The sequence below is a fragment of the Pseudomonas sp. PDM25 genome (genome assembly GCF_019219045.1).
Taxonomy (GTDB): Bacteria; Pseudomonadota; Gammaproteobacteria; order Pseudomonadales; family Pseudomonadaceae; genus Aquipseudomonas.
In genome coordinates this window covers 208,346-233,166 of record NZ_JAHUWL010000007.1, presented here as the reverse complement: position 1 = coordinate 233,166, position 24,821 = coordinate 208,346, and the positions used below count along the sequence as shown (strand labels likewise).

Sequence of the window (24,821 nt, the reverse complement as noted above, 5' to 3'; positions counted from 1 at the left end):
ACTGCAACACTAAACGGCCCCGCCAATGAGAATTGACGGGGCCGTTTTCATTTCACGACCGGTTCGACTTAACGCTTGACCGGAATAGTTGCCTCAAGCTTTCGGCTAGGCCAGTTGTTGCCCGTCACGCGGTAGACCATCAACTTGTCCCTTTCCTTGGTGAAGCTCGCAATCAGGTACGTCTGCTGCGAAGCCGCCCCGCTCAGAAACACTGGCACGTCGCCAAACTCGCTGGAGGCGCTTGTGTATTGGCCATGAAACCAGTGGTAGTGCCCGGCAAACACCGCGGTCACCTTGTAATCCTTGATCATCTTTCTGAAGCGACTCAATTGCTCGTCACTGCCACCCCACCTGGGTTTATGCATATTCAGGATTATGATCTGGCCTTTTTCACGTGCGCCCTTCAAATCCTTTTCCAACCAATCAAGTGCGTCCGTCAGGTAATAGCCCTTCGGCACAAGCCAGTCATAAGCGGTAAAACTGACCGAGTAAGTAGGCTCATTATTCAGCTGCACCAAATGAACATCTCCAAAGTTCTTGGAATAAGCCAGACTACCATCAACACGTTTCTTTACGGTGCCGTCCTCCACGAGTTGAATATCAATACTGTCAGCCCTGCCCTCTTGACCGGTATAGCGAGCCAAAAAGTCTTCAACACTCCCTGCGGCACAAGTGTTAAAAAGACAGTCATCAATATTATTTTCATAGTCGTGATTACCCAACCCATAGTCATACTGACCGAGCAACTTGCTGTCCAGAATCGGCTTGACCACTGAACGCTGCCAACCATGACCATAGGCAGTGATATCACCATTGATCATCACCGGCACTCGCGCGGCGCCGCCAAAGTTCTGCCTGAAATTGGCAATATCATTGTATTGAGTTTCAATCAGCCACTTGGAACGCGAATCCCGCTCCGAGTCGGTCTGGGCTTCACCGGCATCGGTTTTCTCAGTCCACGGATATTGCGGATCAGAGGTAAACACCATGTCATCTGGAGATACTGCTGTTGCATGTGTAAAAGGCGTCATAACCGCAAAGGCCAGGCACGCAAAAAGTCTACTTGAAGTTGATACGTTCATAGAATTCCATTTCCGATAATATTATTAATTTAGCGATAGACAAGCTATCCGACTGCAAACATATAGAAGACTTCAAACTCACACAAACATCCAGCACCCGACAATTAATTAACCATGTTTCAAACCAGCAACTAACACACCTACAAACCCTTTCAAGCTCGGCTATATAAGCGCTGCGGAAGATAATAATAAAAAGATTAAAACACCAGATTCCCAACAGCCATCGAATCACCAGCTTACCCTCAGGCAAGCCGAAACAGCCGGACAGTGTGTAGAAGGCAGGATGCGAAAAACCGTCCATACTTCACAAGTCAATTGACCTGCATCACGTTTTGTTACATCTGCTACACCATTCGTGATTTTTCCCCAACGCGACCAAAGGTCGCACCCTCGAGCTAGAGCTACAGGCGTATCATTGCGCCACTGCAACACCTCTTTTTGACCGCGGTCGGCATGTACTGACCGGGGCATTTTTCCACTGCCGTGGGATGCAATGATGAGCAATCAGATTCCGGTACACGACGTCACACCGCCTGCCAAGAACGCAAACAACAGCGTCGACCTTTACGCCTCTCGAGAAAAAATCTACACGCGCGCCTTCACCGGTCTGTTCCGCAACCTGCGGATGATGGGCGGTGCCGGGCTGTTTCTGCTGTATTTCGGTACGGTCTGGCTGAGCTGGGGCGGCCATCAGGCCGTCTGGTGGAACCTGCCGGAACGCAAATTCTTCATCTTTGGTGCAACCTTTTGGCCGCAGGACTTCATCCTGCTCTCGGGAATCCTGATCGTCAGCGCCTTCGGCCTGTTCTTCATTACCGTGTACGCCGGGCGGGTCTGGTGCGGCTATACCTGCCCGCAAAGTGTCTGGACGTGGATTTTCATGTGGTGCGAGAAGGTCACCGAAGGCGACCGCAACCAGCGCATCAAGCTCGACAAAGCGCCGATGAGCGCCAACAAATTCCTACGCAAATTCAGCAAACACACGATGTGGCTGTTGATCGGCTTTGTGACCGGCATGACCTTCGTCGGCTACTTCTCGCCGATCCGCGAGCTGACCATCGACTTCTTCACCGGCGAAGCCGACGGCTGGTCGTATTTCTGGGTCGGCTTTTTCACCCTCGCCACCTACGGCAATGCCGGCTGGTTGCGCGAGCAGGTGTGCATTTACATGTGTCCGTACGCACGCTTCCAGAGCGTGATGTTCGATAAAGACACCCTGATCGTTTCCTACGACCCGCGTCGTGGTGAAGGCCGTGGCCCGCGCAAGAAAGGCGCCGACTACAAGGCCATGGGCCTGGGTGACTGCATCGACTGCACCATGTGCGTCCAGGTCTGCCCGACCGGTATCGACATCCGCGACGGCCTGCAAATCGAATGCATCGGCTGTGCGGCCTGCATCGATGCCTGCGACAGCATCATGGACAAGATGGATTACCCGCGCGGCCTGATCAGCTACACCACCGAGCACAACCTGTCGGGGCAAAAAACCCATAAACTGCGCCCGCGCCTGATCGGCTATGCGCTGGTGCTGCTGACAATGATGGGATTGCTGGCGGGCGCGTTCTTCATGCGCTCATTGGTCGGATTCGACGTCAGCAAGGACCGCGTGCTGTACCGCGAGAACGCCGAAGGCCGGATCGAAAACGTCTACAGCCTGAAGATCATGAACAAAGACCAACGCGACCACACCTACGTGCTCGAAGCCGCTGGCCTGCCGGACCTCAAGCTGCAAGGCAAGCGCGAAATCAAAGTTGCCGCCGGGGAGATTTTCAGCCAGCCGGTTGAATTGTCCATCGCACCGGAAAAACTGCCGTCTAGCACCAACGAGGTGAAATTCATCCTCAAGGATGCCGACGACGACAGCATCCACGTTGAAGCCAAGAGCCGGTTCATCGGCCCACAAGTTCGTTGAGAGAAGTGATCATGCCCGCAGCAAATGCCGCAAGTCCCTGGTACAAGCACCTTTGGCCGTGGATCATCATCGCCATCCTGGCGTGCTCCGTGACCCTGACCTTGTCCATGGTGACGATCGCGGTGAACAACCCGGACAACCTGGTCAACGACAACTATTACGAGGCCGGCAAAGGCATCAACCGCTCCCTCGACCGTGAGCTGCTGGCGCAGACCCTGCTGCTGCGCGCCAGCGTTCATCTGGACGACGTGACCGGTGAAGTCGACCTGCGCCTGAGCGGCAACAGCCAACCGAAAACCCTGGAGCTGAACCTGATCTCGCCGACTCAGCCGGAGAAGGATCGCAAGATCACCCTGACACGCAGCGAAACCGAACAGGGCCGCTACATTGGCCAGTTGAACGACAAAGTCGACGGACGCCGTTTTGTAGAGCTGCTGGGCGTACAGGATGACAAGACCTGGCGCATGTTCGAAGAGGAACAGGTCAGCCATGACAAGGATCTGCTGCTGGGTGATGAACCGCTGCAAGGCGCCGAAGACCTGAAAAAATAAAGTCGCTATGTGGCGAGGGGATTTATCCCCGTTGGGCTGCGAAGCAGCCCCCTGCACTCTTCCAGTCATATTCTTGCTAACAGGTTTCACGACTGCTTCGCAGCCGAACGGGGTGGTGCGGCATTCCGATAAATCCCCTCGCCACAGAACCTGGCCCGGTTTTTACAATATTGTTTTCATGGCCACTTAGATGACCACCCAACTGACCTGCTACCACTGCGCCCTGCCCGTCCCGGCCGGCAGCCGCTTCACCGCTGCCGTCCTCGGTGAAACCCGCGAGTTCTGCTGCCCGGGTTGCCAGGCCGTGGCCGAAGCCATCGTGGCCGGCGGACTGGAAACCTATTACCAGCATCGCAGCGAGTCATCGGCCAACCCCGAAGCGCTGCCGGTGCAGTTGGTGGACGAACTGGCGCTGTACGACCGCGCCGACGTGCAAGCCCCCTTCGTCCGCCATGAAGGTGAACTGGCCGAAACCACCCTGTTGATGGAAGGCATCAGTTGCGCCGCCTGCGGCTGGCTGATCGAGAAACACCTGCGCGGCTTGCCAGCGGTGGCCGAAGCGCGCCTGAACCTGTCCAACCATCGCCTGCAGGTGCGTTGGGCCGATGCGCAACTGCCGCTGAGCCAGGTTCTCAGCGAATTGCGCCACATCGGTTACGCCGCGCACCCCTATCAGGCCGACCGCGCCAGCGAACAACTGGCCAGCGAAAACCGCCTGGCCCTGCGCCAACTCGGCGTGGCCGGGCTACTGTGGTTCCAGGCGATGATGGCGACCATGGCCACCTGGCCGGAATTCAACATCGACCTCAGCCCCGAGCTGCACACTATCCTGCGTTGGGTCGCGCTGTTTCTCACCACCCCGATCGTGTTCTACAGCTGCGCGCCCTTCTTCAAAGGCGCCATGCGCGACTTGCGCACCCGCCACCTGACCATGGACGTCTCGGTGTCGCTGGCCATTGGCAGCGCCTACATCGCCGGGATCTGGACCTCGATCACCGGCGTTGGTGAACTGTATTTCGATGCGGTCGGCATGTTCGCGCTGTTCCTGCTGGCCGGGCGTTATCTGGAACGTCGCGCCCGCGAACGTACCGCCGCCGCCACCGCACAGCTTGTAAACCTGCTGCCCGCCTCGTGCTTGCGCCTGAGTGCCGACGGCCAGAGCGAGCGGATCCTGCTCAGCGAACTGCGCGTCGGCGATCAGGTGCTGGTGCATCCCGGCGCGATCCTCCCGGCTGACGGCAAGATCCTCGACGGCCAGTCGAGCATCGACGAATCCCTGCTCACCGGCGAATACCTGCCGCAACCGCGCACGCCGGGTGATGCCGTCACCGCCGGCACCCTGAATGTCGAAGGTGCATTGACCGTGGAAGTCCTGGCGCTGGGTCAAGACACCCGACTGTCCGCCATCGTCCGCCTGCTGGACCGCGCCCAGGCCGAAAAGCCGCGACTGGCGGAAATTGCTGATCGCGCCGCGCAATGGTTCCTGCTGCTGTCGCTGATTGCCGCAGCCGTCATCGGCCTGATCTGGTGGGAACTGGATTCGGCACGGGCCTTCTGGATTGTGCTGGCGATGCTCGTTGCAACGTGCCCGTGCGCCTTGTCCCTGGCCACGCCGACCGCCCTCACCGCCGCCACCGGGACCCTGCACAAACTCGGTTTGCTGCTGACTCGCGGTCACGTGCTGGAAGGCCTCAATCAGATCGACACGGTGATTTTCGACAAGACCGGCACGTTGACGGAAGGTCGCCTGGCCTTGCGTTCGATTCGCCCGCTCGGCGCGCTCAACAGCGATCAATGCCTGAGCCTCGCCGCTGCACTGGAAAACCGTTCCGAACATCCGATCGCCCGGGCGTTTGGCCGGGCACCGCTGGCCGCCGAAGAAGTCCACAGCACGCCGGGGCTAGGACTTGAAGGGTTGGTCGGTGAACAACGCCTGCGCATCGGCCAACCGGGTTTTGTCTGTGAACTCAGTGGCGCTGCCGTACCATCGATGCCGGATGAAGCTGGCCAATGGTTGCTGCTCGGTAACAGCCAGGGGCCATTGGCATGGTTTGTTCTCGACGACCGTCTGCGTGCCGACGCACCTGCCCTGCTCGCCGCCTGCAAGGCCCGCGGCTGGCGAACATTGCTGCTGTCCGGTGACAGCTCGCCGATGGTCGTCAGTGTCGCTGCGGAACTGGGCATCGATGAAGCCCGAGGCGGCTTGCGTCCGGACGATAAATTGCAGGTCTTGCAACAGCTGCACAAGGAAGGCCGCAAGGTGTTGATGCTCGGTGACGGGGTCAACGACGTGCCCGTGCTGGCCGCCGCCGACATCAGTGTGGCGATGGGGTCGGCCACCGATCTGGCGAAAACCAGTGCTGACGCGGTATTGCTGTCGAACCGCCTCGACGCACTGGTCCAAGCCTTCAGCCTGGCGCGGCGCACCCGCCGAGTAATCATCGAGAACCTGCTGTGGGCCGGGCTGTACAATGGCCTCATGTTGCCGTTCGCCGCCCTCGGCTGGATCACTCCGGTATGGGCCGCGGTCGGCATGTCCATCAGTTCGTTGACCGTGGTGCTGAACGCCCTGCGCCTGACTCGCATGCCCAACACACCTGCGGTCAGCGCCACGCCAGAAACCCGTCCGCTGCCGGCCTGAGCCGCGCGGGCATGGAGTCAAGATGCCAGCTCTCTACGTGATGATCCCGGCCGCGCTGCTGATCGTGGCCATCGCCATTTACATCTTTTTCTGGGCAGTCGACAGCGGTCAGTACGACGACCTCGACGGCCCGGCCCACAGCATCCTGTTTGACGACCAGGACCCGAACCACAAGGCCGCGGTCGACGAAGCCAGCGGTCATCCGGTCAAACCGGACGACAAGGCGCCACCCCATGCTTGAGTTGGCACCGCTGCTGGTGTCTGCGGTGATCCTCGGTCTGCTCGGCGGCGGTCATTGCCTGGGCATGTGCGGCGGCTTGATGGGCGCCTTGACCCTGGCAATTCCCAAGGAGCAACGCAGCCGGCGTTTTCGACTGCTGCTGGCCTATAACCTGGGGCGAATTCTCAGCTATGCAACGGCCGGCCTGCTGATCGGTCTGGCCGGGTGGGCGGTGGCCAACAGCCCGGCGGCGATGTTCATGCGCGTCATCGCCGGTTTGCTGTTGGTCGCCATGGGCCTGTACCTCGCCGGTTGGTGGAGCGGCCTGACCCGCATCGAAAGCCTCGGTCGCGGCCTGTGGCGGCACATCCAGCCCGTGGCCAACAAACTGCTGCCGGTGTCGAGCGTCCCGCGCGCGCTGCTGCTGGGCGCGCTCTGGGGCTGGCTGCCGTGCGGGTTGGTTTACAGCACCCTGCTGTGGTCGGCGAGCCAGGGCAATGCGCTGGACAGTGCACTTTTGATGCTTGCGTTCGGGCTCGGCACCTGGCCGGTCTTGCTCGCCACGGGGTTGGCGGCTGAGCGGGTCACGGCGCTGTTGCGCAAACGTAGCGTGCGGATGACGGGCGGATTACTGGTGATCCTGTTCGGCATCTGGACCTTGCCCGGGCCGCATCAGCATTGGCTCATGGGCCATTAGATCGGCGGTGCTGCCTTCGCGAGCAAGTCGAATCGTCGCACCGCCGCTCCCACAGTTGACCGCGTTCCAATGTGGGAGCGGGCTTGCTCGCGAAGAGGCCCGCACCGACAACACAAATCCTGACCGTTGACGCAAATCAAGATGCCCCAGCGCCGCGCCCCCTAGACTCGCTGACATTGCCAGCCTATCCGGGGGAATGCCCGCATGATGCTCGACGCCATTCGTTGGGACACCGACCTGATCCGCCGTTACGACCTGGCGGGACCGCGCTACACCTCCTACCCGACCGCGGTGCAATTCGACGGTCAGATCGGCACGTTCGACCTGTTCCACGCCTTGCGTGACAGCCGTAAAGCCCTGCGCCCGTTATCGCTGTATGTGCACGTGCCGTTCTGCGCGAACATTTGCTACTACTGCGCCTGCAATAAAGTCATCACCAAGGACCGCGGCCGGGCCCAGCCCTATTTGCAGCGCCTTGAGCAGGAAATCCAGCTGATCGCCTGCCACCTCGATCCTGCACAGAAAGTCGAGCAACTGCACTTTGGCGGCGGTACTCCGACCTTTCTCAGTCACGATGAACTGCGCCAGTTGATGGCCCAGTTACGCAAGAACTTCAACTTGCTGGACGACGATTCCGGCGACTACGGCATCGAAATCGACCCTCGCGAAGCTGACTGGTCGACCATGGGCCTGCTCCGTGAACTGGGTTTCAACCGGGTCAGTATCGGCCTGCAAGACCTCGATCCGGCAGTGCAACGAGCAGTCAATCGCCTGCAAAGCCTGGAAGAAACCCGCGCGGTGATCGACGCTGCCCGCACGCTGCAGTTTCGCTCGATCAACATTGACCTGATCTATGGCTTGCCGAGGCAAACACCCGAGAGTTTCGCCCGCACGGTTGATGAAGTGATCAACCTGCAACCGGACCGCCTCTCGGTGTTCAACTACGCGCACCTGCCGGAACGCTTCATGTCGCAACGGCGCATCAACAGCGACGAACTGCCGACACCGGCGCAAAAACTGGAAATGCTCCAGGGCACCATCGAGCAGTTGACCAAGGCCGGCTACCGCTACATTGGCATGGACCACTTCGCGCTGCCCGACGATGAACTGGCGATTGCTCAGGAAGAATCGACCCTGCAACGCAACTTCCAGGGCTACACCACCCACGGTCATTGCGACCTGATTGGCCTGGGCGTGTCAGCCATCAGCCAGATCGGCGATCTGTATTGCCAGAACAACAGCGACCTGAATCAGTACCAGAACACGCTGGCCAGCTCTCAGCTGGCCACCAGCCGGGGCCTGCTGTGCAACGCCGATGACCGTCTGCGACGTGCGGTCATCCAGCAACTGATCTGCACGTTCAGCCTGGAGTTTGCCGCGATCGAACACGCCTTCAACATCGACTTTCAGGGTTACTTCGGTGAACTTTGGCCGCAGTTGCAGGGAATGGCCGACGACGGTCTGATCGAACTGGATAACGAACGGATCACCGTATTGCCCGCCGGACGATTGCTGGTGCGCTCGGTGTGCATGGTGTTCGACGCGTACCTGGAACAGCACAATCGCCAGCGGTTTTCACGGGTGATCTAGCCATCACCTCACTGGCCGGTCAGCGAAACGCTGACTTTACGACCCTGCGACAAAATCGCCGCGTGCCTGAATGTCCTCCCGTGGGTTACCCTTACGGCTTATGTGTGTTTTTTCCCACAAGGATTGAAGAAATGTCCGAGCCAGTAAAGCTGCGCGCTCATAGTCAGGCCCATTGCAAGGATTGCAGCCTGGCCCCTCTCTGTTTGCCACTTTCCTTGAATCTGGAAGACATGGATGCGCTGGACGAAATTGTTAAACGTGGCCGCCCGCTGAAAAAGGGCGAATTCCTGTTCCGCCAGGGCGACACCTTCGATTCTGTTTATGCAGTACGTTCTGGTGCCCTGAAGACCTTCAGCCTGAGCGATGGCGGCGAAGAACAACTCACCGGCTTCCACCTGCCGAGCGAACTGGTCGGCCTGTCGGGCATGGACACCGAAAAACACCCGGTCTCGGCGCAAGCCATGGAAACCACGTCGGTGTGTGAAATCCCTTTCGAACGCCTCGACGAACTGGCGCTGCAACTGCCGCAACTGCGCCGTCAGTTGATGCGCGTGATGAGTCGCGAGATTCGCGACGATCAACAAATGATGTTGCTGCTGTCGAAGAAAACCGCCGACGAGCGCATCGCCACGTTCCTGGTCAACCTGTCGGCCCGTTTCCGCGCCCGGGGTTTCTCGGCCAACCAGTTCCGCCTGAGCATGTCGCGCAACGAAATCGGCAATTACCTGGGCCTGGCAGTGGAAACCGTGTCCCGGGTGTTCACGCGCTTCCAGCAAAACGAACTGATTGCGGCTGAAGGCAAGGAAATCCATATCCTCGACCCGATCCAGCTCTGCGCCCTGGCCGGCGGCTCGCTGGACGGCTGATTTCGGCGATGGCGGCTGAGCGAAACGGTTCAGCCGCCGTTATACTGCGTCGTTTGCAGCCTGCCAGGACACCTCGACGATGGTCTTCGACTCCTTCGACATCAAATCCCTGATCCGCCCTGTGATCGACTTTCCCAAGCCGGGCGTGATCTTTCGCGACATTACCCCACTGTTCCAGTCGCCCACGGCCCTGCGCCTGGTGATGGACAGTTTCGCCCATCGTTATGTCGAGGCCGACTTCACCCACATCGGCGCGATGGACGCCCGTGGTTTTCTGATCGGTTCGATCCTGGCCTATCAGTTGAACAAGCCGCTGGTGCTGTTCCGCAAGCAAGGCAAACTGCCGGCCGACGTGCTGGCCGAGGGTTATGCGACCGAATACGGCGAAGCCTTCCTCGAAGTCCACGCCGACAGCCTGTGCGAGGGTGATTCGGTGGTGATGTTCGATGACCTGATCGCCACGGGCGGGACGCTGATTGCCGCGGCGAACCTGGTTCGACGCATGGGCGCGCGGGTTCATGAAGCGGCAGCGATCATTGATTTGCCGGAGTTGGGCGGGTCGCAGCGTTTGGAAGATATGGGGATTCCGACGTTTTGCCTGACGCAGTTTGCGTTGAGCGATAAATAAAGCAGCGCCTGGACTGACGCCTTCGCGAGCAAGCCCGCTCCCACATTGGCTCACTGTCAGACACAAGATTTGTGTACGCAGGAGATCCTATGTGGGAGCGGGCTTGCTCGCGAAGGCGTCAGCCGCAACACCGCAAAAACTCAAAGTCCCATCTGCTTACTGATGATCTCGTTCATCACTTCCCGCGTCCCGCCGCCGATCGACAAAATCCGGTTATCGCGATACAGCCGCTCCACCAGGCTCTCGCGCATGTAACCGAGGCCACCCAAAATCTGCACCGCATCCGTAGTAATCCGGTCAGCCGTGTCGGTAGCAAAATTCTTGGCCATGGAAATCTCTTTGATCACACTCTGCCCCGCCGCCATTTTCGCCGCCTGGCGGTAAGTGAATTCCCGTGACACCTCCAGCGCCGTGGCCATTTCGGCAAGGCGATGCTTGAGCACCTGAAACTTGCCGATGGGTTTACCGAAGGCTTCACGCTGGTGAGCCCATTTCAGGCTTTCTTCCAGCGCCAGTTGCGCGGTCATGTTGGCCATTAGCGCCAGCGCCAGGCGTTCGCTCTGGAAGTTGCCCATGATGCAGGCGAAGCCCATGTTTTCGGCACCGATCAGATTTCCTGCCGGCACCCGGCAATCGTCGAAGAATAGTTCGGCCGTGTCCGACGCCCACCAACCCATTTTCTTCAACTGACGGCCAACGGTGAAACCGGCCGTGCCCTTCTCGATCAACAGCAAGCTGATGCCAGCAAAACCCGGCGCACCGGTGCGCACCGCGACGGTGTAGAAATCCGCGCGGACGCCGCTGGTGATGAAGGTTTTGCTGCCGCTGACCCGGTAGACGTCGCCGTCACGCACGGCGCGGGTTTGCAGGTTGGCAACGTCGGAGCCCCCACTGGGCTCGGTCACGGCCAGGGCGCTGATTTTCTCGCCGGCGAGTACCTGAGGCACAACGCGATTGCGAACTTCGGGCCTGGCCCACTTGAGGATCGGCGGCAGGCCGATGTCCAGCGAGCCGAGCCCCGCCACCAAACCGCCGGAGCCGCAGCGCATCAGTTCTTCGCTGGCGGCGACCTTGGCGAACAGATCACCTTCATGGCTGCCACCCAGGGCTTCGGGATAACCGATCCCCAGAATCCCCGCCGCGCCGGCCTTGAGGTAAAGCTCGCGGGGAAAGCTTTCGGCTTCTTCCCACTGGTCGATGTCCGGCAAGATCTCACGCTCGACGAAACGTCTGACGCTGTCGCGGACCAATTGGTGGCTGGGGTCGAAGTATTCCTGAAAGGCAGGCATCGGCGGGCTCCACTGAAGGTTCAGCGAAGTTAACCGAGCGCTTGCTTGGTTTTCAACAGGATTGTGTGAATCAGGGAGACCGAAGCGCGCCCTTCGCGAGCAAGCCCGCTCCCACAGGGGTTTTGTGAACACCACAAATCCAATGTGGGAGCGGGCTTGCTCGCGAAGGCGTCAATTCAAACACTACAAAACGATCGGCTTACGCCCGGCAAACGAATGCGCCAGCGTCCCGCCATCCACCAATTCCAGCTCGCCACCCAATGGCACGCCATGGGCAATGCGTGAGGCGATCAGGCCTTTGTTGTTGAGCAACTGGGCAATGTAATGCGCTGTTGCCTCACCTTCCACGGTCGGGTTGGTCGCCAGAATGACTTCAGTGAACGTGCCCGCCTCTTCGATCCGCGCCAGCAGTTGCGGAATACCGATGGCTTCCGGCCCGAGTCCGTCGAGTGGCGACAGATGGCCCTTGAGCACAAAGTAGCGACCACGGAAGCCGGTCTGCTCCACCGCGTAGACGTCCATCGGCCCTTCCACCACGCAGAGCAAGGTGTCGTCGCGACGGGTATCGGCGCATTGCGGGCAGAGATCGTCTTCGGTCAGCGTGCGGCACAACCGGCAATGGCCCACCCCTTCCATGGCCTGGCTCAGTGCCGAGGCCAATCGTGAGCCGCCGCTGCGATCACGCTCGAGCAGCTGCAACGCCATGCGTTGGGCAGTTTTCTGACCCACACCTGGCAAAATTCGCAGGGCGTCGATCAGTTGGCGAATCAAAGGGCTGAAGCTCATGGGGAAAAGTCCGACAAAACAACGAGACGCGGTTTATACCCGCGCCTCTGTTTAGCGTCAATTACTCAGTCCTGGGCGACCCGCACAACCAGTTTGCCGAAGTTGCGCCCTTCCAGCAGACCGATGAACGCTTCAGGTGCCTGCTCCAGGCCATCGACCACGTCTTCGCGGAACTTCACCTTGCCGTCCCGCACCCACGGCGCCATGGCGCTGACGAATTCCGGCTGACGATCACCGTAGTCGTCGAACACGATAAAGCCCTGGATTCGCACGCGCTTGGTCAGCAGCGTGCGCTGCAATTGCGGCAGTCGATCCGGGCCGGTCGGTGCTTCGCGAGCGTTGTAGGACGCGATCAGACCGCAGAGTGGAATTCGCGCCTTGGGATTGAGCAGCGGCAGCACGGCATCGAACACCTTGCCGCCGACGTTTTCGTAATAGATGTCGATGCCCTCGGAGCACGCCTTGGCCAATTCATCGGCGAAATTCGGGCTCTTGTGGTCGATGCAGGCATCAAAACCCAACTCATCGACCACATAACGGCACTTGTCCACGCCACCGGCCACGCCGACCACGCGCAAGCCCTTGATCTTCGCTACCTGACCGACCACCGACCCCACCGCGCCGGATGCAGCCGCCACCACCAGGGTTTCGCCGGCCTTGGGCTGGCCGATATCCATCAGGCCCATATACGCGGTCATGCCGGGCATGCCCAACACGCCCAGCGCCATTGACGGGCTCGGCAGCCCGGACGGTACCGGAATGATGTCGCGACCATCGCTGAGGCTGTGGCTCTGCCAACCGGTAGAACCGACCACCAGATCACCTTCCTGAAACTTCGGATTCAGCGAGCGCTCGACCCGGCTGACAGCGCCACCGGTCATCACCTCACCGATCTCAACCGGTGCGGCGTAGGACGGCGCGTCGCTCATGCGTCCGCGCATGTAGGGATCGAGTGACAGGTAAAGGGTCTTGAGCAGCACCTGACCGTCGGCCAGGTCCGGCAGTGCAACGCGCTCCAGGCGGAAATTCTCCGGCGTCGGCGCGCCTGCCGGGCGGGACGCCAGGACGATACGTTGGTTGAGGGTCAATGCTTGTGGCATGTGAGCGTCTCCTTTGATCGATGAATTTGGCGGTATAGGGAGCAGACCGTTGTGACGATAGCGCGTTCGATGTTTCTTCAGCAGGACCGAGTCGACTTCTTCGCGAGCAAGTCGAATCGTCGCACCGCCGCTCCCACATTCGACCGAGTTCTCCCAGGGAAATGCGGTTAAAGGTGGGAGCGGCGGTGCGACGATTCGACTTGCTCGCGAAGACGGCCTCACTGCGACGCATTCCCATCAGCCAGAAACAAAAATGCCAGGCGCGATGCCTGGCATTTTTTTGTAGCCCATCCGAAGCGCTTTGGCGAATCAGAATGGCAGTTTCATACCCGGTGGCAGTTGCATGCCAGCGGTCATGCCGGACATTTTGTCCTGGCTGTTGGCTTCGATCTTGCGCACGGCATCGTTGACGGCGGCGGCGAACACGGCCTCCAGCATCTCTTTGTCGTCTTCGCTCAAGCCTTCGACCAGGCTTGGATCGATGGTCACGCGCTTGACGTCGTGACGACCGGTCATCACCACGGTGACCATATCGCCACCGGCTTTACCGGTGACTTCGGCGTTGGCCAGTTCTTCCTGCATCTTGGCCATTTTTTCCTGCATCTGCTGTGCCTGCTTCATCAGGCCGGCCATGCCACCTTTCATCATGGGAATCACCTCAAAAGTACTTGGATAAATACAGCGCCCGGCCCTTTCGGTCGAACACCTTCAGTTATTAGCCCTGAGTGACCAGGGTCTCGACAGGTTCAATAGTATCGTTACGGACCACCGCACCGAACTGCTGCATCATTTGCTGGATGAACGGATCACCGTGGATCGACTCTTCGGCCTCGCGCTGACGGTTCGCACGGCGACGGGATGCAGCCTGGGCCGGGGTTTCCTGCTCAGGCTTGATCAGCTCCATGCGCAGGGTCAGCGTACGCCCGTGAAACTGGTTCAACGCATCGTTCAGCCGACGCTGTTGAGTCGCGTTGAACAACGCGCTGTGGGCCGGGTCCAGGTGCATCAGCCAATTGTCACCCTCGACGGCGATCAGCGTGCAGTTGGCGGCGATGCTGCCGGTCATGCCGGAGATCGGCAGTTTCGGGAACAACTCCAGCCATTGCAACGCCAGACCGGTGGCCGGCATGGCGGCCGGCTCAGGCTCGGCTTCCGGTGCTGGCTCGGTGGTGTGTTCGCTGGCCAGTTCATCGAGGTAGCTGTAGGCCGACTCCATGTCCGGCTCGATGTAGTCCTCGTCCAGCGGCGGCTCGTCGTCCAGGTCCATGCCTGGCGTCGCGGCATCGACGTCGGCTACCGACGGCTCCGGAATCGGCGCAGCGGCCCACTCCGGCGCATCAGGGACCACGCTGTCTGGCGTTGGCATAGGCATCGGCGCCAATTCGGGTTGCTCGCTGGCAGTTTCCAGCACCGGCTCGACAGCAGGTAGCTGAACGCCTTCGGGTTCTATCGGATCGTTCCAGGGCAGATCGACAACGACTTCGACCGCTGCTGCTTCAACGACAGGCTCAGGCGCAACGACGGGCGCGACCGGCTCAGGCTCGGGCGCTTGTACTGGAGCAACCACCGTCGCAACCGGCACAGGCGCAACGGGCGCAACGGGTGCAACTGCCGCAGCGACTACCGGCGCAACAACGGGCGCGGCAGCCACTGAATTTGCGGAATCAACTGTGGCCTGGCTGATCCCCACTGTCTTTAGCGGTTGCCTCGGCGCGTCCGTGGTGTCTGCCGGGCGGAACGCGAGCATTCGCAGCAGGACCATTTCGAAACCACCGCGCGGGTCTGGCGCCAGGGGCAAGTCGCGGCGACCGATCAGGCCCATCTGGTAATAGAACTGCACGTCTTCGGCCGGCAACGCCTGGGCCAGCGCCAGCACCCGGTCACGGTCGCCATGACCGTTGTCGACGCCTTCAGGCAGGGCCTGGGCGATGGCGACACGGTGCAGCACGTTGAGAATTTCCGAGAGCACGCCGTTCCAGTCCGGGCCTTGTTCAGCCAAATGACGGACGGCTTCGAGCAAGGCCTTGGCGTCGCCTTCGATCAGCGCATGCAAGACATCGTAGACCTGACCGTGATCGAGTGTGCCGAGCATCGCCCGCACGTCGGCAGCCATGACTTTGCCTTCACCGAAGGCAATCGCCTGATCGGTCAGGCTCATGGCGTCGCGCATCGAACCGTCGGCAGCACGGCCCAGCAGCCACAGTGCGTCGTCTTCGAACGGCACGTTCTCGACACCCAGCACATGGGTCAAATGCTCGACCACACGCTCCGGCGTCATGTTCTTCAGAGAGAACTGCAGGCACCGCGAAAGAATCGTTGCGGGAAGTTTCTGCGGGTCGGTGGTCGCCAGGATGAACTTGACGTAGGGCGGCGGCTCTTCAAGGGTTTTCAACAGCGCATTGAAGGAATGGCTGGAGAGCATGTGCACTTCGTCGATCAGGTAGACCTTGAAGCGCCCACGGCTCGGCGCGTACTGCACGTTGTCGAGCAGTTCACGGGTGTCTTCGACCTTGGTCCGGCTCGCGGCGTCGATCTCGATCAAGTCGACAAAACGACCTTCATCGATCTCGCGGCACACCGAGCACTCGCCGCAAGGCGTTGAAGTGATACCTGTTTCACAGTTCAGGCACTTGGCGATGATCCGCGCGATGGTGGTCTTGCCGACCCCGCGGGTACCGGTAAACAGATAGGCGTGGTGCAGCCGCTGGCTGTCCAAGGCATTGATCAGAGCCTTGAGCACATGGGTCTGGCCGACCATTTCGCGGAACGAGCGCGGACGCCATTTACGTGCAAGAACCTGATAACTCATCGAAAACCGTCGCAACGAAGGAACAGAAGCAGCTAATGCTATCGGAGCAAGACCAAAATTGCATCCGGTGCGCTCGTCTAATCTGGCTAAGATGGTCTTCGGGGGCTTTTATCGGCTCGGGTTTTATCAGCACCGGAGCGTTTATGCGGCTGGCCTTGGGGGCACTGCTGTTGATCAGCCTGAATGTCGCTGGCGCCGAGCCGCCATTGCGCTTCGTGGTGCCCGACAGTTGGGCGATGCCGATGGTGCAACTGGACCGCGGCCGCCCTACCCAAGGCATCCTGCACGACGTGATGGTCAGCCTCGCGACCCAGGTCGGCGTGCCGGCCGAATTTCACGTGCTGCCTCGCACTCGGGTGCAAAACGCCATGGAACATGGCGAGGTCGATATCCGCTGCTATGCCGCGCAGTCCTGGCAGCCGAATCAGTCCGGGGACTACATCTGGAGCATTCCACTGTGGTTTCAGCGCGACATGCTGATCAGCCGGCCAGATCCGCTGACCTCAGTGATACCTGCGGACTTGTCGCGACAACCCATCGGCACGGTACTCGGCTACAGCTACCCGACCCTGCAACCGCTGTTTGACGCCGACCGACTGCATCGCGAAGACGCGCGCAATCAGGAGCAGGTGCTGGAAAAACTGCTGGCCGGACGCTATCACTACGCCGTAAGCAATCAATGGACGCTGGACTGGTTCAATCAGCGCCTGCTGCCTGGCCAGCAACTGCAAGGCGTGGCGGTTTTGCAGGAACAGAGTGTCGGTTGTTATGTGCGCAACGATCCCAAGGTGCCCGTGCAGCGCATTTTGCGCACCTTGGTGCGAATGAAAATGTCCGGGGAAATCGACGACATCATTCGACTGTATATCGGCTCGGAACCCGGCACACCTTAATAGATCTTTCTGATAGACACGTCCCCTTGTGGGAGCGGGCTTGCTCGCGAAAGCGGTGTATCAATCAAAATCAATGCTGAATGACACACCGCTTTCGCGAGCAAGCCCGCTCCCACAAGGGGCCGGTGTTGATCACAAAACTTCAGCCTGCTTGATCCAGCGCCTGCCATTGCACTGGCGCGACAAACCCCGCAACCCAACCCGGTACTTCTGCGGACGGCATCGGCCGGGCAATGAAACAGCCTTGAGCAACTTCGCAGCCCAGGCTCAGCAGCAATTCACCGTGCTCGATACTTTCCAGCCCTTCGGCGATCACCTGCCGGCCAAAGGCCCGCGCCAGGCCAATGACCGCCATGGTCAGGGCCAGATCATCACGATCATTAATGATGTCGCGCACGAACGACTTGTCGATCTTGATGGTTTGGGTTTGCAATCGCTTGAGGTTGCTCAGGGACGAATAACCGGTGCCGAAGCCCCCCAGTGAAAACTGCACCCCCAGCGCCTGACAGGCCTGTAAACAGGCGCTGACGTGCTGAATATTCTCAATCGCCACCGACTCGACGATTTCCAGATCGAGCATCTGCGGAGCCACCTGGGCATGCCGGGCGAGCACGTGTTTGAGCCGGCCGACAAAATCCGCGCGCTGGAAATGTCGTGCCGCAATATTAATGCTGACTGGCCAGCCCTGCCCCGCTTGCTGCCAATGGTGCAACTGCGACAGGACCTGATCCATTACCCACTCACCGATATCGATGATCAGGTCCGTTTCTTCCACCAGCGGCAAAAACTCCCTGGCCGGCATCATGCCGTGTTGCGGATGCTGCCAACGCAACAACGCCTCGAAGCCGACAACCTCCCCGCGACGCATGTTCACCTTGGGCTGGAAATGCACACGCAATTCACCGGCAGCCAGCGCCTGGCGCACTCGTTCGACCGTCTGGTGAGTGGCCTTGACCTCCTGATCCCGGGACACGTCGAACACATGAAAGCGATTGCGACCGCGTTGTTTCGCCACGTACATGGCCTGATCGGCATGACGCAGCAGGGTTTCGGCATCTTCATTGTCGAGGGGGAACAGGGTGACGCCGATACTGGCAAACACATTGACGCCCTTGCCATGCAGCGAGTACGGCGCCGAAATAGCGCCGAGCACCCGGTTCAACGCCGCACGCAGTTCCGGCAAATCCCGCACGTATCGCAACACCAGCACAAACTCGTCACCGGCCAGCCGCGCCACCACATCTTCGCCGCGAACAATGGTGCGCAAACGCTTGGCCACCTCGACCAACAGCTGATCGCCACTGGCATGCCCGTAGCCATCATTGACCGCTTTGAAGCCGTCAAGATCGAGCATGCACACCGCCAGCGGGATGTTTTCGTGACGGGAGAACTCCAGCGCCTGATCCAGCAAATCCGAGAGGAACGCGCGATTCGGCAGCCCGGTCAGCACGTCATGCCCCACCCGCCATTGCAGTGAATGCAGCAATTGGTGTTTTTCGCTGATGTCGAAACGAATCGAAAGGTAACGGTCAACCCGCCCGGTAGCGTCATCGAGCACCGGCACCATGGTGCTGTCGACCCAATACAGGCTGCCGTCCTTGGCGCGATTACAAATCTCGCCTTTCCAGACCTTGCCCAAGGCGATGGTGCGCCACATCGCCGCGAAGAAGTCGGCGGAGTGCAGACCCGAGTTGAGGAGACGATGGTTCTGCCCGAGCAGTTCTTCGCGGCTATAGCCGGACACGGCACAGAACTGATCATTGACGTGGGTGATCCGGCCGCTCAGATCAGTCTCGGAAAAAATCGCGGCGGCATCCACGGCCCTGCGGTATTTCTCATCCATGAGTCAGGCTCGCTGTGGCTAGCGGTGATACCGCTCGACCAGTGCAGGATGCCCGGAAGAGATGTTTTTATAGGTAATGCGCAGCAACACGTTATCACTCCATGAACAGCGGTTGATGGCCTCCTGACAGCTGAGATCAACTAACCTTAAAGGCCGCAAATACCCATTTTGAGCGGCGATTCTACGAAACGCATCACATTTTGCAAAGCAAGGTGATGGATCATGCAGTTGTCTAATGCAAAAATCTATCGTTAAGTTCTTGATTCTAAATGGGAATTAAGCGATGCAAATTTCAAGTTTGGGTGCGGCCATTCGGCGCTACCGCAAGGTCGCTGGGCTTACTCAGGCTGAACTCGGTGAAAAAACCGGTTTTGACCCCAAAACCATCAGCCGCTTCGAAACCGGTACCTACACCCCCAGCGTGGAAGCCTTGTTCCTGTTTGCTGATGTGTTGGGTGTAAAGCTGAAAGCCTTTTTCGCAGATTTAGGCGATGAAGATGAACAGCGGGCGTATCTGTTCGGTGTCATACATAAAGCCACCCCGAAGGATCTGGGAAAGCTGATTGCAGCGGTTGACCAGGCCTTGTCCAAGCCTTAGTGCCAGAAATAAAAAAGGAGGCCGAGCTGTCGCATTCGACAGCTCGGCCTCCTTTTATGTGTTCGCCCTGAAAACCGGAAACGAAAAAACACCGCCTGGACAAGATCCCTGGCAGAGCAACACGTATGTAATTTTTTAGACAGATAACGCGAGAGAGGACTCGCGGTGCGTTATGGAGGCAACCCCACCAGCCACACCCCGGCACACAATGTTCCCGCTGTGGCTGCTTCCTTCCGGATCTGACCAGGTTCACGGGTAATCGTTGCGGGGGGACCGATGGGATCACCATAACGACGTTCACCTGACGGCGAACGGCGCCATTGTACCTATCTGAGACGAAGTTACAACCGTTCGATCCAGATTAAAAATATGAATCAGGTCAAGGACATGCGCAGGGCGCGAAATACCACTGTCCGTAGCAGTTGCTACAAGTCCTGCAACACCTCATCCGCCCGGCCGCCCTCTTGCTGGATCACCAGGTGGATGAAGTGCAGCTTGGCGATCACTGCCGGCGGCAGGACGAACGGATAGAAATCCGGCTGCCCCATGCTGCGCGACAACTCATTCAGCATGCCGGCCAGTTCGATCCACGCATTGACGAACGACAGGAACGCCGCGCCGCCGGGATGCTGTGGATCGTAGAGGGTGCTTGGGGGAAACGGCTGATAGTCGAAATCCATCTCCCGGGCACTCATTCCGAACCCCAACGCCGTATCCACCGCATCCATCATGTGCAAGTAGTGAGCCCAGGTTTCGGCCCAATCCTCCCACGGGTGCATGGTCGCGTAGGCGCTGACGTAATGTTGCTGCCAGTCAAGCGGTGCGCCTTGCTCGTAATGCCGTTCGAGAGCGTCGGAGTAGCTGGCGCGTTCGTCGCCGAACAGGCCGCGGAACGGTTCCAGCCAATGGCTGTTGGCGATCAACCGATCCCAGTAGTAATGCCCGACCTCATGCCGAAAATGCCCGAGCAATGTGCGATAAGGTTCGTGCATCTGCACCCGAATCCGCTCGCGATGAGCGTCGTCGGCTTCTTTGATATCGAGGGTGATCAGACCGTTGGCGTGACCCGTGGTGGGCGGCTTGCCTTCGAGGTCGACACCAATGAAATCGAACGCCAGACCCGTCTCTTCGTCCACGGTTTTGGGAATCACCTGCAAACCCAGGCTGACCAACTGTGCGACCAGTCGCCGCTTGGCTGTTTCGACCTTGCGCCAGCGTTCGTGGTTTTCGGCAATCGACAGGTCGGGGATGGTGTGGTTCAGGCTGCAGGCGATGCATAACGCATCGTGGTCATTGGCGGGCAACAGCCAATTGCACGCGGCCGGGGAATCGAGGTTGGCGCAGCGGCGAAAGACACCCGCTTCGGGATCGGCGTCGAGCAACCAGGTATCAGCCTGCACGCCGGGCTGCAGCGACGACAGGCGACCCTGCTCCGGTTGATAACCCAACGCCGCCGAACATGCCAGACACTGGCTGTTGCGAAAAAACAGCGACTGCCCGCAACGGCACTGCCAGACCTTGCTGTTGCGCGAGCTTTCGCCGATGAAGGGCGTGGCGATGCGCGCACTGAGCTGTTCGAAAAAGCGGTACATGACGATCTCTCCCTGAGGCTTGCCAAGACTAGATCATCCCCGCGCAAAGATCGTTCCCGCTTTTTGCGCAACGGCAACTATCGCCTTCGCGAGCAAGCCCGCTCCCACATTTAACCCGGTTCTCCCGAAGGAATGCGATCGAATGTGGGAGCGGGCTTGCTCGCGAATGGCATCACACCAAAATATCGTGCTTACTCAGAAACTCGACAAACGCCTCTTCATCCAGAACCTTCAATCCCAGCTCATTAGCCTTCGTCAACTTGGAACCTGCACCCGGCCCGGCCACCACGCAATGAGTCTTGGCCGACACCGAGCCCGCCACCTTGGCACCGAGGCTTTCAAGTTTGTCCTTGGCGATGTCGCGGCTCATCAATTCCAGCGAACCGGTCAGCACCCAGGTCTGCCCGGCCAGCGGCAAGCCTTCGACGACTTTCTTCTCGCTCTGCCAGTGCATGCCGAAATCGCGCAGCTGTTTCTCGGCGGCTTCGGCAATCTGGCGATTTTGCGCAACCGCAAAGAACTCCCGAACCGAAGTGGCCTGTTTTTCCGGCAGCGCCTGGCGCATATCCAGCCAGTCGGCGCTGAAAACACCTTCAAGCGAACCAAACTTGTCCGCCAGCTTCTGCGCCCCACCCGGCCCGACCGAAGGGATGTGCAGCTTGTCGAGGAAGCCACCCAGCGTAGTGCTGGCGGCAAACTCGGCGCCCAGTTCACCCTGATCCTGAATTTGCATGCCGTGCTTGAGCAGATCCTTGATCACCTGCTGGTTATGCGCATCTTCGAAGAAGCTGTGAATCTCATGAGCCACTTCCAGGCCCACGTCCGGCAAGTACGTGAGTACCTGCGGCAATGCCTGCTGAACCCGCTCCAGAGAGCCGAGAGAACGCGCAAGCACCTTGGCCGTCTCTTCGCCGACATCGGGAATCCCGAGAGCGTAGATGAAGCGCGCCAGGCTCGGCTGCTTGCTGTCTTCGATGGCGCTGAGCAAGTTCTTGCTCGACAACTCGGCAAAGCCTTCCAGATCGACAATCTGTTCGAACGTCAGCGCGTACAAATCAGCTGGCGAACTCACCAGCCCTTCGTCCACCAGTTGCTCGACGCTCTTCTCGCCCAGGCCTTCGATGTCCATGGCGCGACGGGAGACGAAGTGAATGATTGCCTGCTTGAGTTGCGCACCGCAGGCCAGACGACCGACGCAGCGGTACACCGCGCCTTCGCTGACGGTCTCGCGACCTTTGCTGCGTTTGACCAGTTGCGTGCGCTCGACATGCGAGCCGCAGACTGGGCACTTCTCGGGAATCTGTACTGGCCGTGCGTTGTCCGGACGACGCTCGAGGACCACTTGCACCACCTGCGGAATCACATCGCCAGCGCGGCGAATGATTACCGTATCGCCAATCATCAGGCCCAGACGCGCCACTTCGTCCATATTGTGCAATGTCGCGTTGGCCACAGTCACACCGGCGACCTTGACCGGCTTCAAGCGCGCCACCGGCGTCACTGCACCGGTACGACCGACCTGGAATTCCACATCGAGCAATTCAGTGAGTTCTTCCATCGCCGGGAATTTGTGCGCGATCGCCCAGCGCGGTTCACGAGCACGGAAGCCCAGCTCACGCTGAGAGGCAATGCTGTTGACCTTGAACACCACGCCGTCGATTTCGTAAGGCAGCGAATTTCGGCGCTCACCGATGTCGCGGTAGTAATCCAGGCATTCAGCGATGCCGTGAGCCAGTTTCAACTCATGACTGATCGGCATTCCCCAAGCCTTGAGCTGCTTGAGATTGCCAATGTGCGTATCAGCTATATCGGCCGAAATCTGGCCGATGCCGTAGCAGCAAAATTCCAACGGGCGGTTGGCGGTGATCTTCGAATCGAGCTGGCGCAAACTGCCCGCCGCCGCGTTGCGCGGGTTAGCGAAGGTCTTGCCGCCGACTTCCAGCTGCGTAGCGTTGAGGCGTTCGAAACCGGCCTTGGACATGAACACTTCGCCGCGTACTTCCAGGGTTGCTGGCCAGCCCGTACCGTGCAACTTGAGCGGAATGTTGCGCACGGTACGGACGTTGACGCTGATGTCTTCGCCAGTGGTGCCGTCACCGCGAGTCGCGCCGCGCACCAGCACGCCGTCCTGATACAGCAAGCTGACCGCCAGGCCATCGAGTTTGGGTTCACAGCTGTATTCCACCGCCGCGCCGCCGCCGAACAAGTCGCCAACCGGCAGGTCGAGACCTTCGGTTACCCGGCGATCGAACTCGCGCATGTCGGTTTCTTCGAAGGCGTTGCCGAGGCTGAGCATCGGCACTTCGTGACGCACTTGTGTAAACGCCGACAGCGCCGCACTGCCGACGCGCTGGGTTGGCGAGTCGCTGGTGATCAGTTCGGGATGGGCCGCTTCGAGGGCCTTGAGCTCGTGGAACAACCGGTCGTATTCGGCGTCCGGAATGCTCGGCTCGTCCAGCACGTGGTAGCGATAGTTGTGCTGATCGAGTTCATCGCGCAGCTCTAGAATGCGGTTTTTGGCGGCGGTCATGGGTGTTCTCTCATAAAGCAAAAGAGCAGCCGAGGCTGCTCAATCTGTTAGTGCGGCACAAACTCATTGTAGGAGCACGGCTTGCCGGCGATGGCGTCCTTGAGATCGTCATCGCGAGCAAGCTCGGCTCCTACAGGGTTTGGTGATCCTGTAGGAGCTGGCACAGCTTGCGATGTTTTGACCTTAGCGTTTCTGGGTCAGGGCGCGACGTTCGAATTCAACGATGCGCTGACGGTAATGCTCAATCGTCTGGGCAGTCAGTACGCTGCGCTGATCGTCTTTCAGTTCGCCGTTCAACTCCTGGGACAGTTTGCGCGCCGCAGCCACCATCACGTCGAAGGCTTGCTTCGGATGACGCGGGCCTGGCAGACCGAGGAAGAAGCTCACTGCCGGTGTGCTGAAGTGGTCGATGTCGTCCAGATCGAAGACGCCCGGCTTGACCGCATTGGCCATCGAAAACAGGACTTCGCCATTGCCGGCCATGCTTTCGTGGCGGTGGAAGATGTCCATCTCGCCAAAACGCAGACCGCTTTCCAGAATGTTCTGCAACAGCGCCGGGCCTTTGAAGCCGGCGGCGTCGCGGCAGATCACGCTGATCACCAGCACTTCTTCGGCTTGCGGTTGTTCTTTGTCGCTGGCCGAACTCGAAGCCTTGGTGTCGTCCGGGAAATCGTCGTCCCGGCTGCTGAAGCTCGGGCCGCCGTCCAGATCCAGACTCAGGTTCATGTCGCCTTGCGAAGGCTCGCCATGGCCACGCTTGCCGCGCTTGGAACCCGACTCACGCGGCTCACGAGCAGGCATGCTCACCGACGGCAGATCGTGCTCGTCCAGTTGCGGCTCTTTATGCGTATCCAGCACACGGGGCGGGCCCAACAGCTCAGCGCTGGTGTCCTCGTCCGGTAAATTGGACAAACTTCGGTCGAGACGGAATTTCAGTTTCCCCTTGCCGCCGCGCATGCGACGCCAGCCATCAAAAAGAATACCGGCAATGACAATAATGCCGATGACGATCAGCCACTCGCGCAGACCGATTTCCATGTAATCCCGTGCCTCTATAAAAAATGCTGAAAAATAAGAGGTTTACAACTCGTAAACCGCTTTAAAACGTGGCGCCAACTCTATGTTCTGACAGGCGTTTTGCCCACGTATACGAAAAATTGACATTAAACTAGCACGACCAAAGGCAACTTTACA

Annotated in this window: 20 protein-coding genes and 1 other RNA gene; 10 read left to right on the top strand and 11 right to left on the bottom strand. The window is 59.5% G+C overall.

The window, feature by feature from the left end:
* Positions 1–68: 68 nt before the first annotated feature.
* Positions 69–1,082: a metallophosphoesterase gene (locus tag KW848_RS15345; protein ID WP_218537356.1), complete on the bottom strand. Its 1,014-nt coding sequence runs from the start codon at positions 1,080–1,082 to the stop codon at positions 69–71.
* 496 nt (positions 1,083–1,578) lie between these two features.
* Here KW848_RS15345 and ccoG point away from each other — a divergent pair, with 496 nt between their 5' ends.
* The 8 genes from ccoG to KW848_RS15305 all read left to right on the top strand — a co-directional run bounded on the left by ccoG (position 1,579) and on the right by KW848_RS15305 (position 10,187).
* On the top strand, positions 1,579–2,994 hold the full coding sequence (ccoG, locus tag KW848_RS15340) for a cytochrome c oxidase accessory protein CcoG (RefSeq protein WP_218537355.1): 1,416 nt from the start codon (positions 1,579–1,581) through the stop codon (positions 2,992–2,994).
* An 11-nt stretch (positions 2,995–3,005) separates the two neighbouring features.
* Positions 3,006–3,545, top strand: coding sequence for a FixH family protein (locus tag KW848_RS15335; RefSeq protein ID WP_218537354.1), 540 nt, complete (start codon positions 3,006–3,008; stop codon positions 3,543–3,545).
* Positions 3,546–3,735: 190 nt separating this feature from the next.
* Positions 3,736–6,186, top strand: coding sequence for a heavy metal translocating P-type ATPase (locus tag KW848_RS15330; RefSeq protein ID WP_218537353.1), 2,451 nt, complete (start codon positions 3,736–3,738; stop codon positions 6,184–6,186).
* Positions 6,187–6,208: 22 nt separating this feature from the next.
* Positions 6,209–6,427 (top strand): cbb3-type cytochrome oxidase assembly protein CcoS, encoded by a 219-nt coding sequence (gene ccoS, locus KW848_RS15325; protein WP_111450612.1) that lies wholly within the window; start codon positions 6,209–6,211, stop codon positions 6,425–6,427.
* On the top strand, positions 6,420–7,103 hold the full coding sequence (locus tag KW848_RS15320) for a sulfite exporter TauE/SafE family protein (protein WP_033055657.1): 684 nt from the start codon (positions 6,420–6,422) through the stop codon (positions 7,101–7,103). The genes ccoS and KW848_RS15320 overlap by 8 nt, the downstream gene beginning before the upstream one ends.
* Before the next feature lie 207 nt (positions 7,104–7,310).
* The gene (gene hemN, locus KW848_RS15315) at positions 7,311–8,693 is read left to right on the top strand and encodes an oxygen-independent coproporphyrinogen III oxidase (protein WP_192407584.1); all 1,383 of its coding nucleotides are present in this window, start codon (positions 7,311–7,313) and stop codon (positions 8,691–8,693) included.
* Positions 8,694–8,824: 131 nt separating this feature from the next.
* On the top strand, positions 8,825–9,559 hold the full coding sequence (gene fnr, locus KW848_RS15310; protein ID WP_046047868.1) for a fumarate/nitrate reduction transcriptional regulator Fnr: 735 nt from the start codon (positions 8,825–8,827) through the stop codon (positions 9,557–9,559).
* 79 nt (positions 9,560–9,638) lie between these two features.
* On the top strand, positions 9,639–10,187 hold the full coding sequence (locus KW848_RS15305) for an adenine phosphoribosyltransferase (protein WP_111450613.1): 549 nt from the start codon (positions 9,639–9,641) through the stop codon (positions 10,185–10,187).
* A gap of 140 nt (positions 10,188–10,327) precedes the next feature.
* Here the strand turns inward: KW848_RS15305 and KW848_RS15300 are convergent, their stop codons facing one another.
* From KW848_RS15300 to dnaX, 5 genes are all read right to left on the bottom strand, one after another.
* Positions 10,328–11,476: an acyl-CoA dehydrogenase family protein gene (locus KW848_RS15300; RefSeq protein ID WP_218537352.1), complete on the bottom strand. Its 1,149-nt coding sequence runs from the start codon at positions 11,474–11,476 to the stop codon at positions 10,328–10,330.
* Positions 11,477–11,659: 183 nt separating this feature from the next.
* Positions 11,660–12,262 carry a recombination mediator RecR gene (gene recR, locus KW848_RS15295; RefSeq protein WP_111450615.1) on the bottom strand — a complete coding sequence of 201 codons (603 nt, stop codon included), beginning with the start codon at positions 12,260–12,262 and terminating at the stop codon, positions 11,660–11,662.
* Positions 12,263–12,327: 65 nt separating this feature from the next.
* Positions 12,328–13,362, bottom strand: coding sequence for an NADP-dependent oxidoreductase (locus KW848_RS15290; protein ID WP_218537351.1), 1,035 nt, complete (start codon positions 13,360–13,362; stop codon positions 12,328–12,330).
* A 309-nt stretch (positions 13,363–13,671) separates the two neighbouring features.
* Entirely contained in the window at positions 13,672–14,010 is a 339-nt protein-coding gene (locus KW848_RS15285) for a YbaB/EbfC family nucleoid-associated protein (RefSeq protein ID WP_008028561.1), read from the bottom strand.
* Positions 14,011–14,077: 67 nt separating this feature from the next.
* Positions 14,078–16,171, bottom strand: coding sequence for a DNA polymerase III subunit gamma/tau (gene dnaX / locus KW848_RS15280; protein ID WP_218537350.1), 2,094 nt, complete (start codon positions 16,169–16,171; stop codon positions 14,078–14,080).
* A gap of 143 nt (positions 16,172–16,314) precedes the next feature.
* On the opposite strand from dnaX, the gene KW848_RS15275 reads away from it, so the two are divergent.
* Positions 16,315–17,064, top strand: a complete 750-nt coding sequence (locus KW848_RS15275; protein ID WP_218537349.1) for an ABC transporter substrate-binding protein — start codon at positions 16,315–16,317, stop codon at positions 17,062–17,064.
* Between the two features lie 142 nt (positions 17,065–17,206).
* Here KW848_RS15275 and KW848_RS15270 read toward each other — a convergent pair whose 3' ends face one another.
* Positions 17,207–18,907, bottom strand: a complete 1,701-nt coding sequence (locus tag KW848_RS15270; RefSeq protein WP_218537348.1) for a bifunctional diguanylate cyclase/phosphodiesterase — start codon at positions 18,905–18,907, stop codon at positions 17,207–17,209.
* A 283-nt stretch (positions 18,908–19,190) separates the two neighbouring features.
* Between KW848_RS15270 and KW848_RS15265 the strand changes: the two genes are divergently transcribed.
* Positions 19,191–19,505 carry a helix-turn-helix domain-containing protein gene (locus KW848_RS15265; protein ID WP_008146799.1) on the top strand — a complete coding sequence of 105 codons (315 nt, stop codon included), beginning with the start codon at positions 19,191–19,193 and terminating at the stop codon, positions 19,503–19,505.
* Positions 19,506–19,687: 182 nt separating this feature from the next.
* Here the strand turns inward: KW848_RS15265 and ffs are convergent.
* The 4 genes from ffs to zipA all read right to left on the bottom strand — a co-directional run bounded on the left by ffs (position 19,688) and on the right by zipA (position 24,665).
* Positions 19,688–19,784, bottom strand: an RNA gene (ffs, locus tag KW848_RS15260) — signal recognition particle sRNA small type.
* Between the two features lie 146 nt (positions 19,785–19,930).
* Positions 19,931–21,097 carry a putative zinc-binding metallopeptidase gene (locus KW848_RS15255; RefSeq protein WP_218537347.1) on the bottom strand — a complete coding sequence of 389 codons (1,167 nt, stop codon included), beginning with the start codon at positions 21,095–21,097 and terminating at the stop codon, positions 19,931–19,933.
* Between the two features lie 172 nt (positions 21,098–21,269).
* A complete protein-coding gene (gene ligA, locus KW848_RS15250; RefSeq protein WP_218537346.1) occupies positions 21,270–23,627 on the bottom strand; it encodes an NAD-dependent DNA ligase LigA in 2,358 nt (785 codons plus the stop codon).
* A gap of 183 nt (positions 23,628–23,810) precedes the next feature.
* The gene (gene zipA, locus KW848_RS15245) at positions 23,811–24,665 is read right to left on the bottom strand and encodes a cell division protein ZipA (protein ID WP_111450622.1); all 855 of its coding nucleotides are present in this window, start codon (positions 24,663–24,665) and stop codon (positions 23,811–23,813) included.
* Positions 24,666–24,821 lie beyond the last annotated feature (156 nt).

What these genes read in the sequence shown, in the direction of transcription:
- KW848_RS15345 (WP_218537356.1), bottom strand. Translation starts at nt 1,082, where the DNA reads ATGAACGTATCAACTTCAAGTAGACTTTTTGCGTGCCTGGCCTTTGCG.
- ccoG (WP_218537355.1), top strand. Translation starts at nt 1,579, where the DNA reads ATGAGCAATCAGATTCCGGTACACGACGTCACACCGCCTGCCAAGAAC.
- KW848_RS15335 (WP_218537354.1), top strand. Translation starts at nt 3,006, where the DNA reads ATGCCCGCAGCAAATGCCGCAAGTCCCTGGTACAAGCACCTTTGGCCG.
- KW848_RS15330 (WP_218537353.1), top strand. Translation starts at nt 3,736, where the DNA reads ATGACCACCCAACTGACCTGCTACCACTGCGCCCTGCCCGTCCCGGCC.
- ccoS (WP_111450612.1), top strand. Translation starts at nt 6,209, where the DNA reads ATGCCAGCTCTCTACGTGATGATCCCGGCCGCGCTGCTGATCGTGGCC.
- KW848_RS15320 (WP_033055657.1), top strand. Translation starts at nt 6,420, where the DNA reads ATGCTTGAGTTGGCACCGCTGCTGGTGTCTGCGGTGATCCTCGGTCTG.
- hemN (WP_192407584.1), top strand. Translation starts at nt 7,311, where the DNA reads ATGCTCGACGCCATTCGTTGGGACACCGACCTGATCCGCCGTTACGAC.
- fnr (WP_046047868.1), top strand. Translation starts at nt 8,825, where the DNA reads ATGTCCGAGCCAGTAAAGCTGCGCGCTCATAGTCAGGCCCATTGCAAG.
- KW848_RS15305 (WP_111450613.1), top strand. Translation starts at nt 9,639, where the DNA reads ATGGTCTTCGACTCCTTCGACATCAAATCCCTGATCCGCCCTGTGATC.
- KW848_RS15300 (WP_218537352.1), bottom strand. Translation starts at nt 11,476, where the DNA reads ATGCCTGCCTTTCAGGAATACTTCGACCCCAGCCACCAATTGGTCCGC.
- recR (WP_111450615.1), bottom strand. Translation starts at nt 12,262, where the DNA reads ATGAGCTTCAGCCCTTTGATTCGCCAACTGATCGACGCCCTGCGAATT.
- KW848_RS15290 (WP_218537351.1), bottom strand. Translation starts at nt 13,362, where the DNA reads ATGCCACAAGCATTGACCCTCAACCAACGTATCGTCCTGGCGTCCCGC.
- KW848_RS15285 (WP_008028561.1), bottom strand. Translation starts at nt 14,010, where the DNA reads ATGATGAAAGGTGGCATGGCCGGCCTGATGAAGCAGGCACAGCAGATG.
- dnaX (WP_218537350.1), bottom strand. Translation starts at nt 16,171, where the DNA reads ATGAGTTATCAGGTTCTTGCACGTAAATGGCGTCCGCGCTCGTTCCGC.
- KW848_RS15275 (WP_218537349.1), top strand. Translation starts at nt 16,315, where the DNA reads ATGCGGCTGGCCTTGGGGGCACTGCTGTTGATCAGCCTGAATGTCGCT.
- KW848_RS15270 (WP_218537348.1), bottom strand. Translation starts at nt 18,907, where the DNA reads ATGGATGAGAAATACCGCAGGGCCGTGGATGCCGCCGCGATTTTTTCC.
- KW848_RS15265 (WP_008146799.1), top strand. Translation starts at nt 19,191, where the DNA reads ATGCAAATTTCAAGTTTGGGTGCGGCCATTCGGCGCTACCGCAAGGTC.
- KW848_RS15255 (WP_218537347.1), bottom strand. Translation starts at nt 21,097, where the DNA reads ATGTACCGCTTTTTCGAACAGCTCAGTGCGCGCATCGCCACGCCCTTC.
- ligA (WP_218537346.1), bottom strand. Translation starts at nt 23,627, where the DNA reads ATGACCGCCGCCAAAAACCGCATTCTAGAGCTGCGCGATGAACTCGAT.
- zipA (WP_111450622.1), bottom strand. Translation starts at nt 24,665, where the DNA reads ATGGAAATCGGTCTGCGCGAGTGGCTGATCGTCATCGGCATTATTGTC.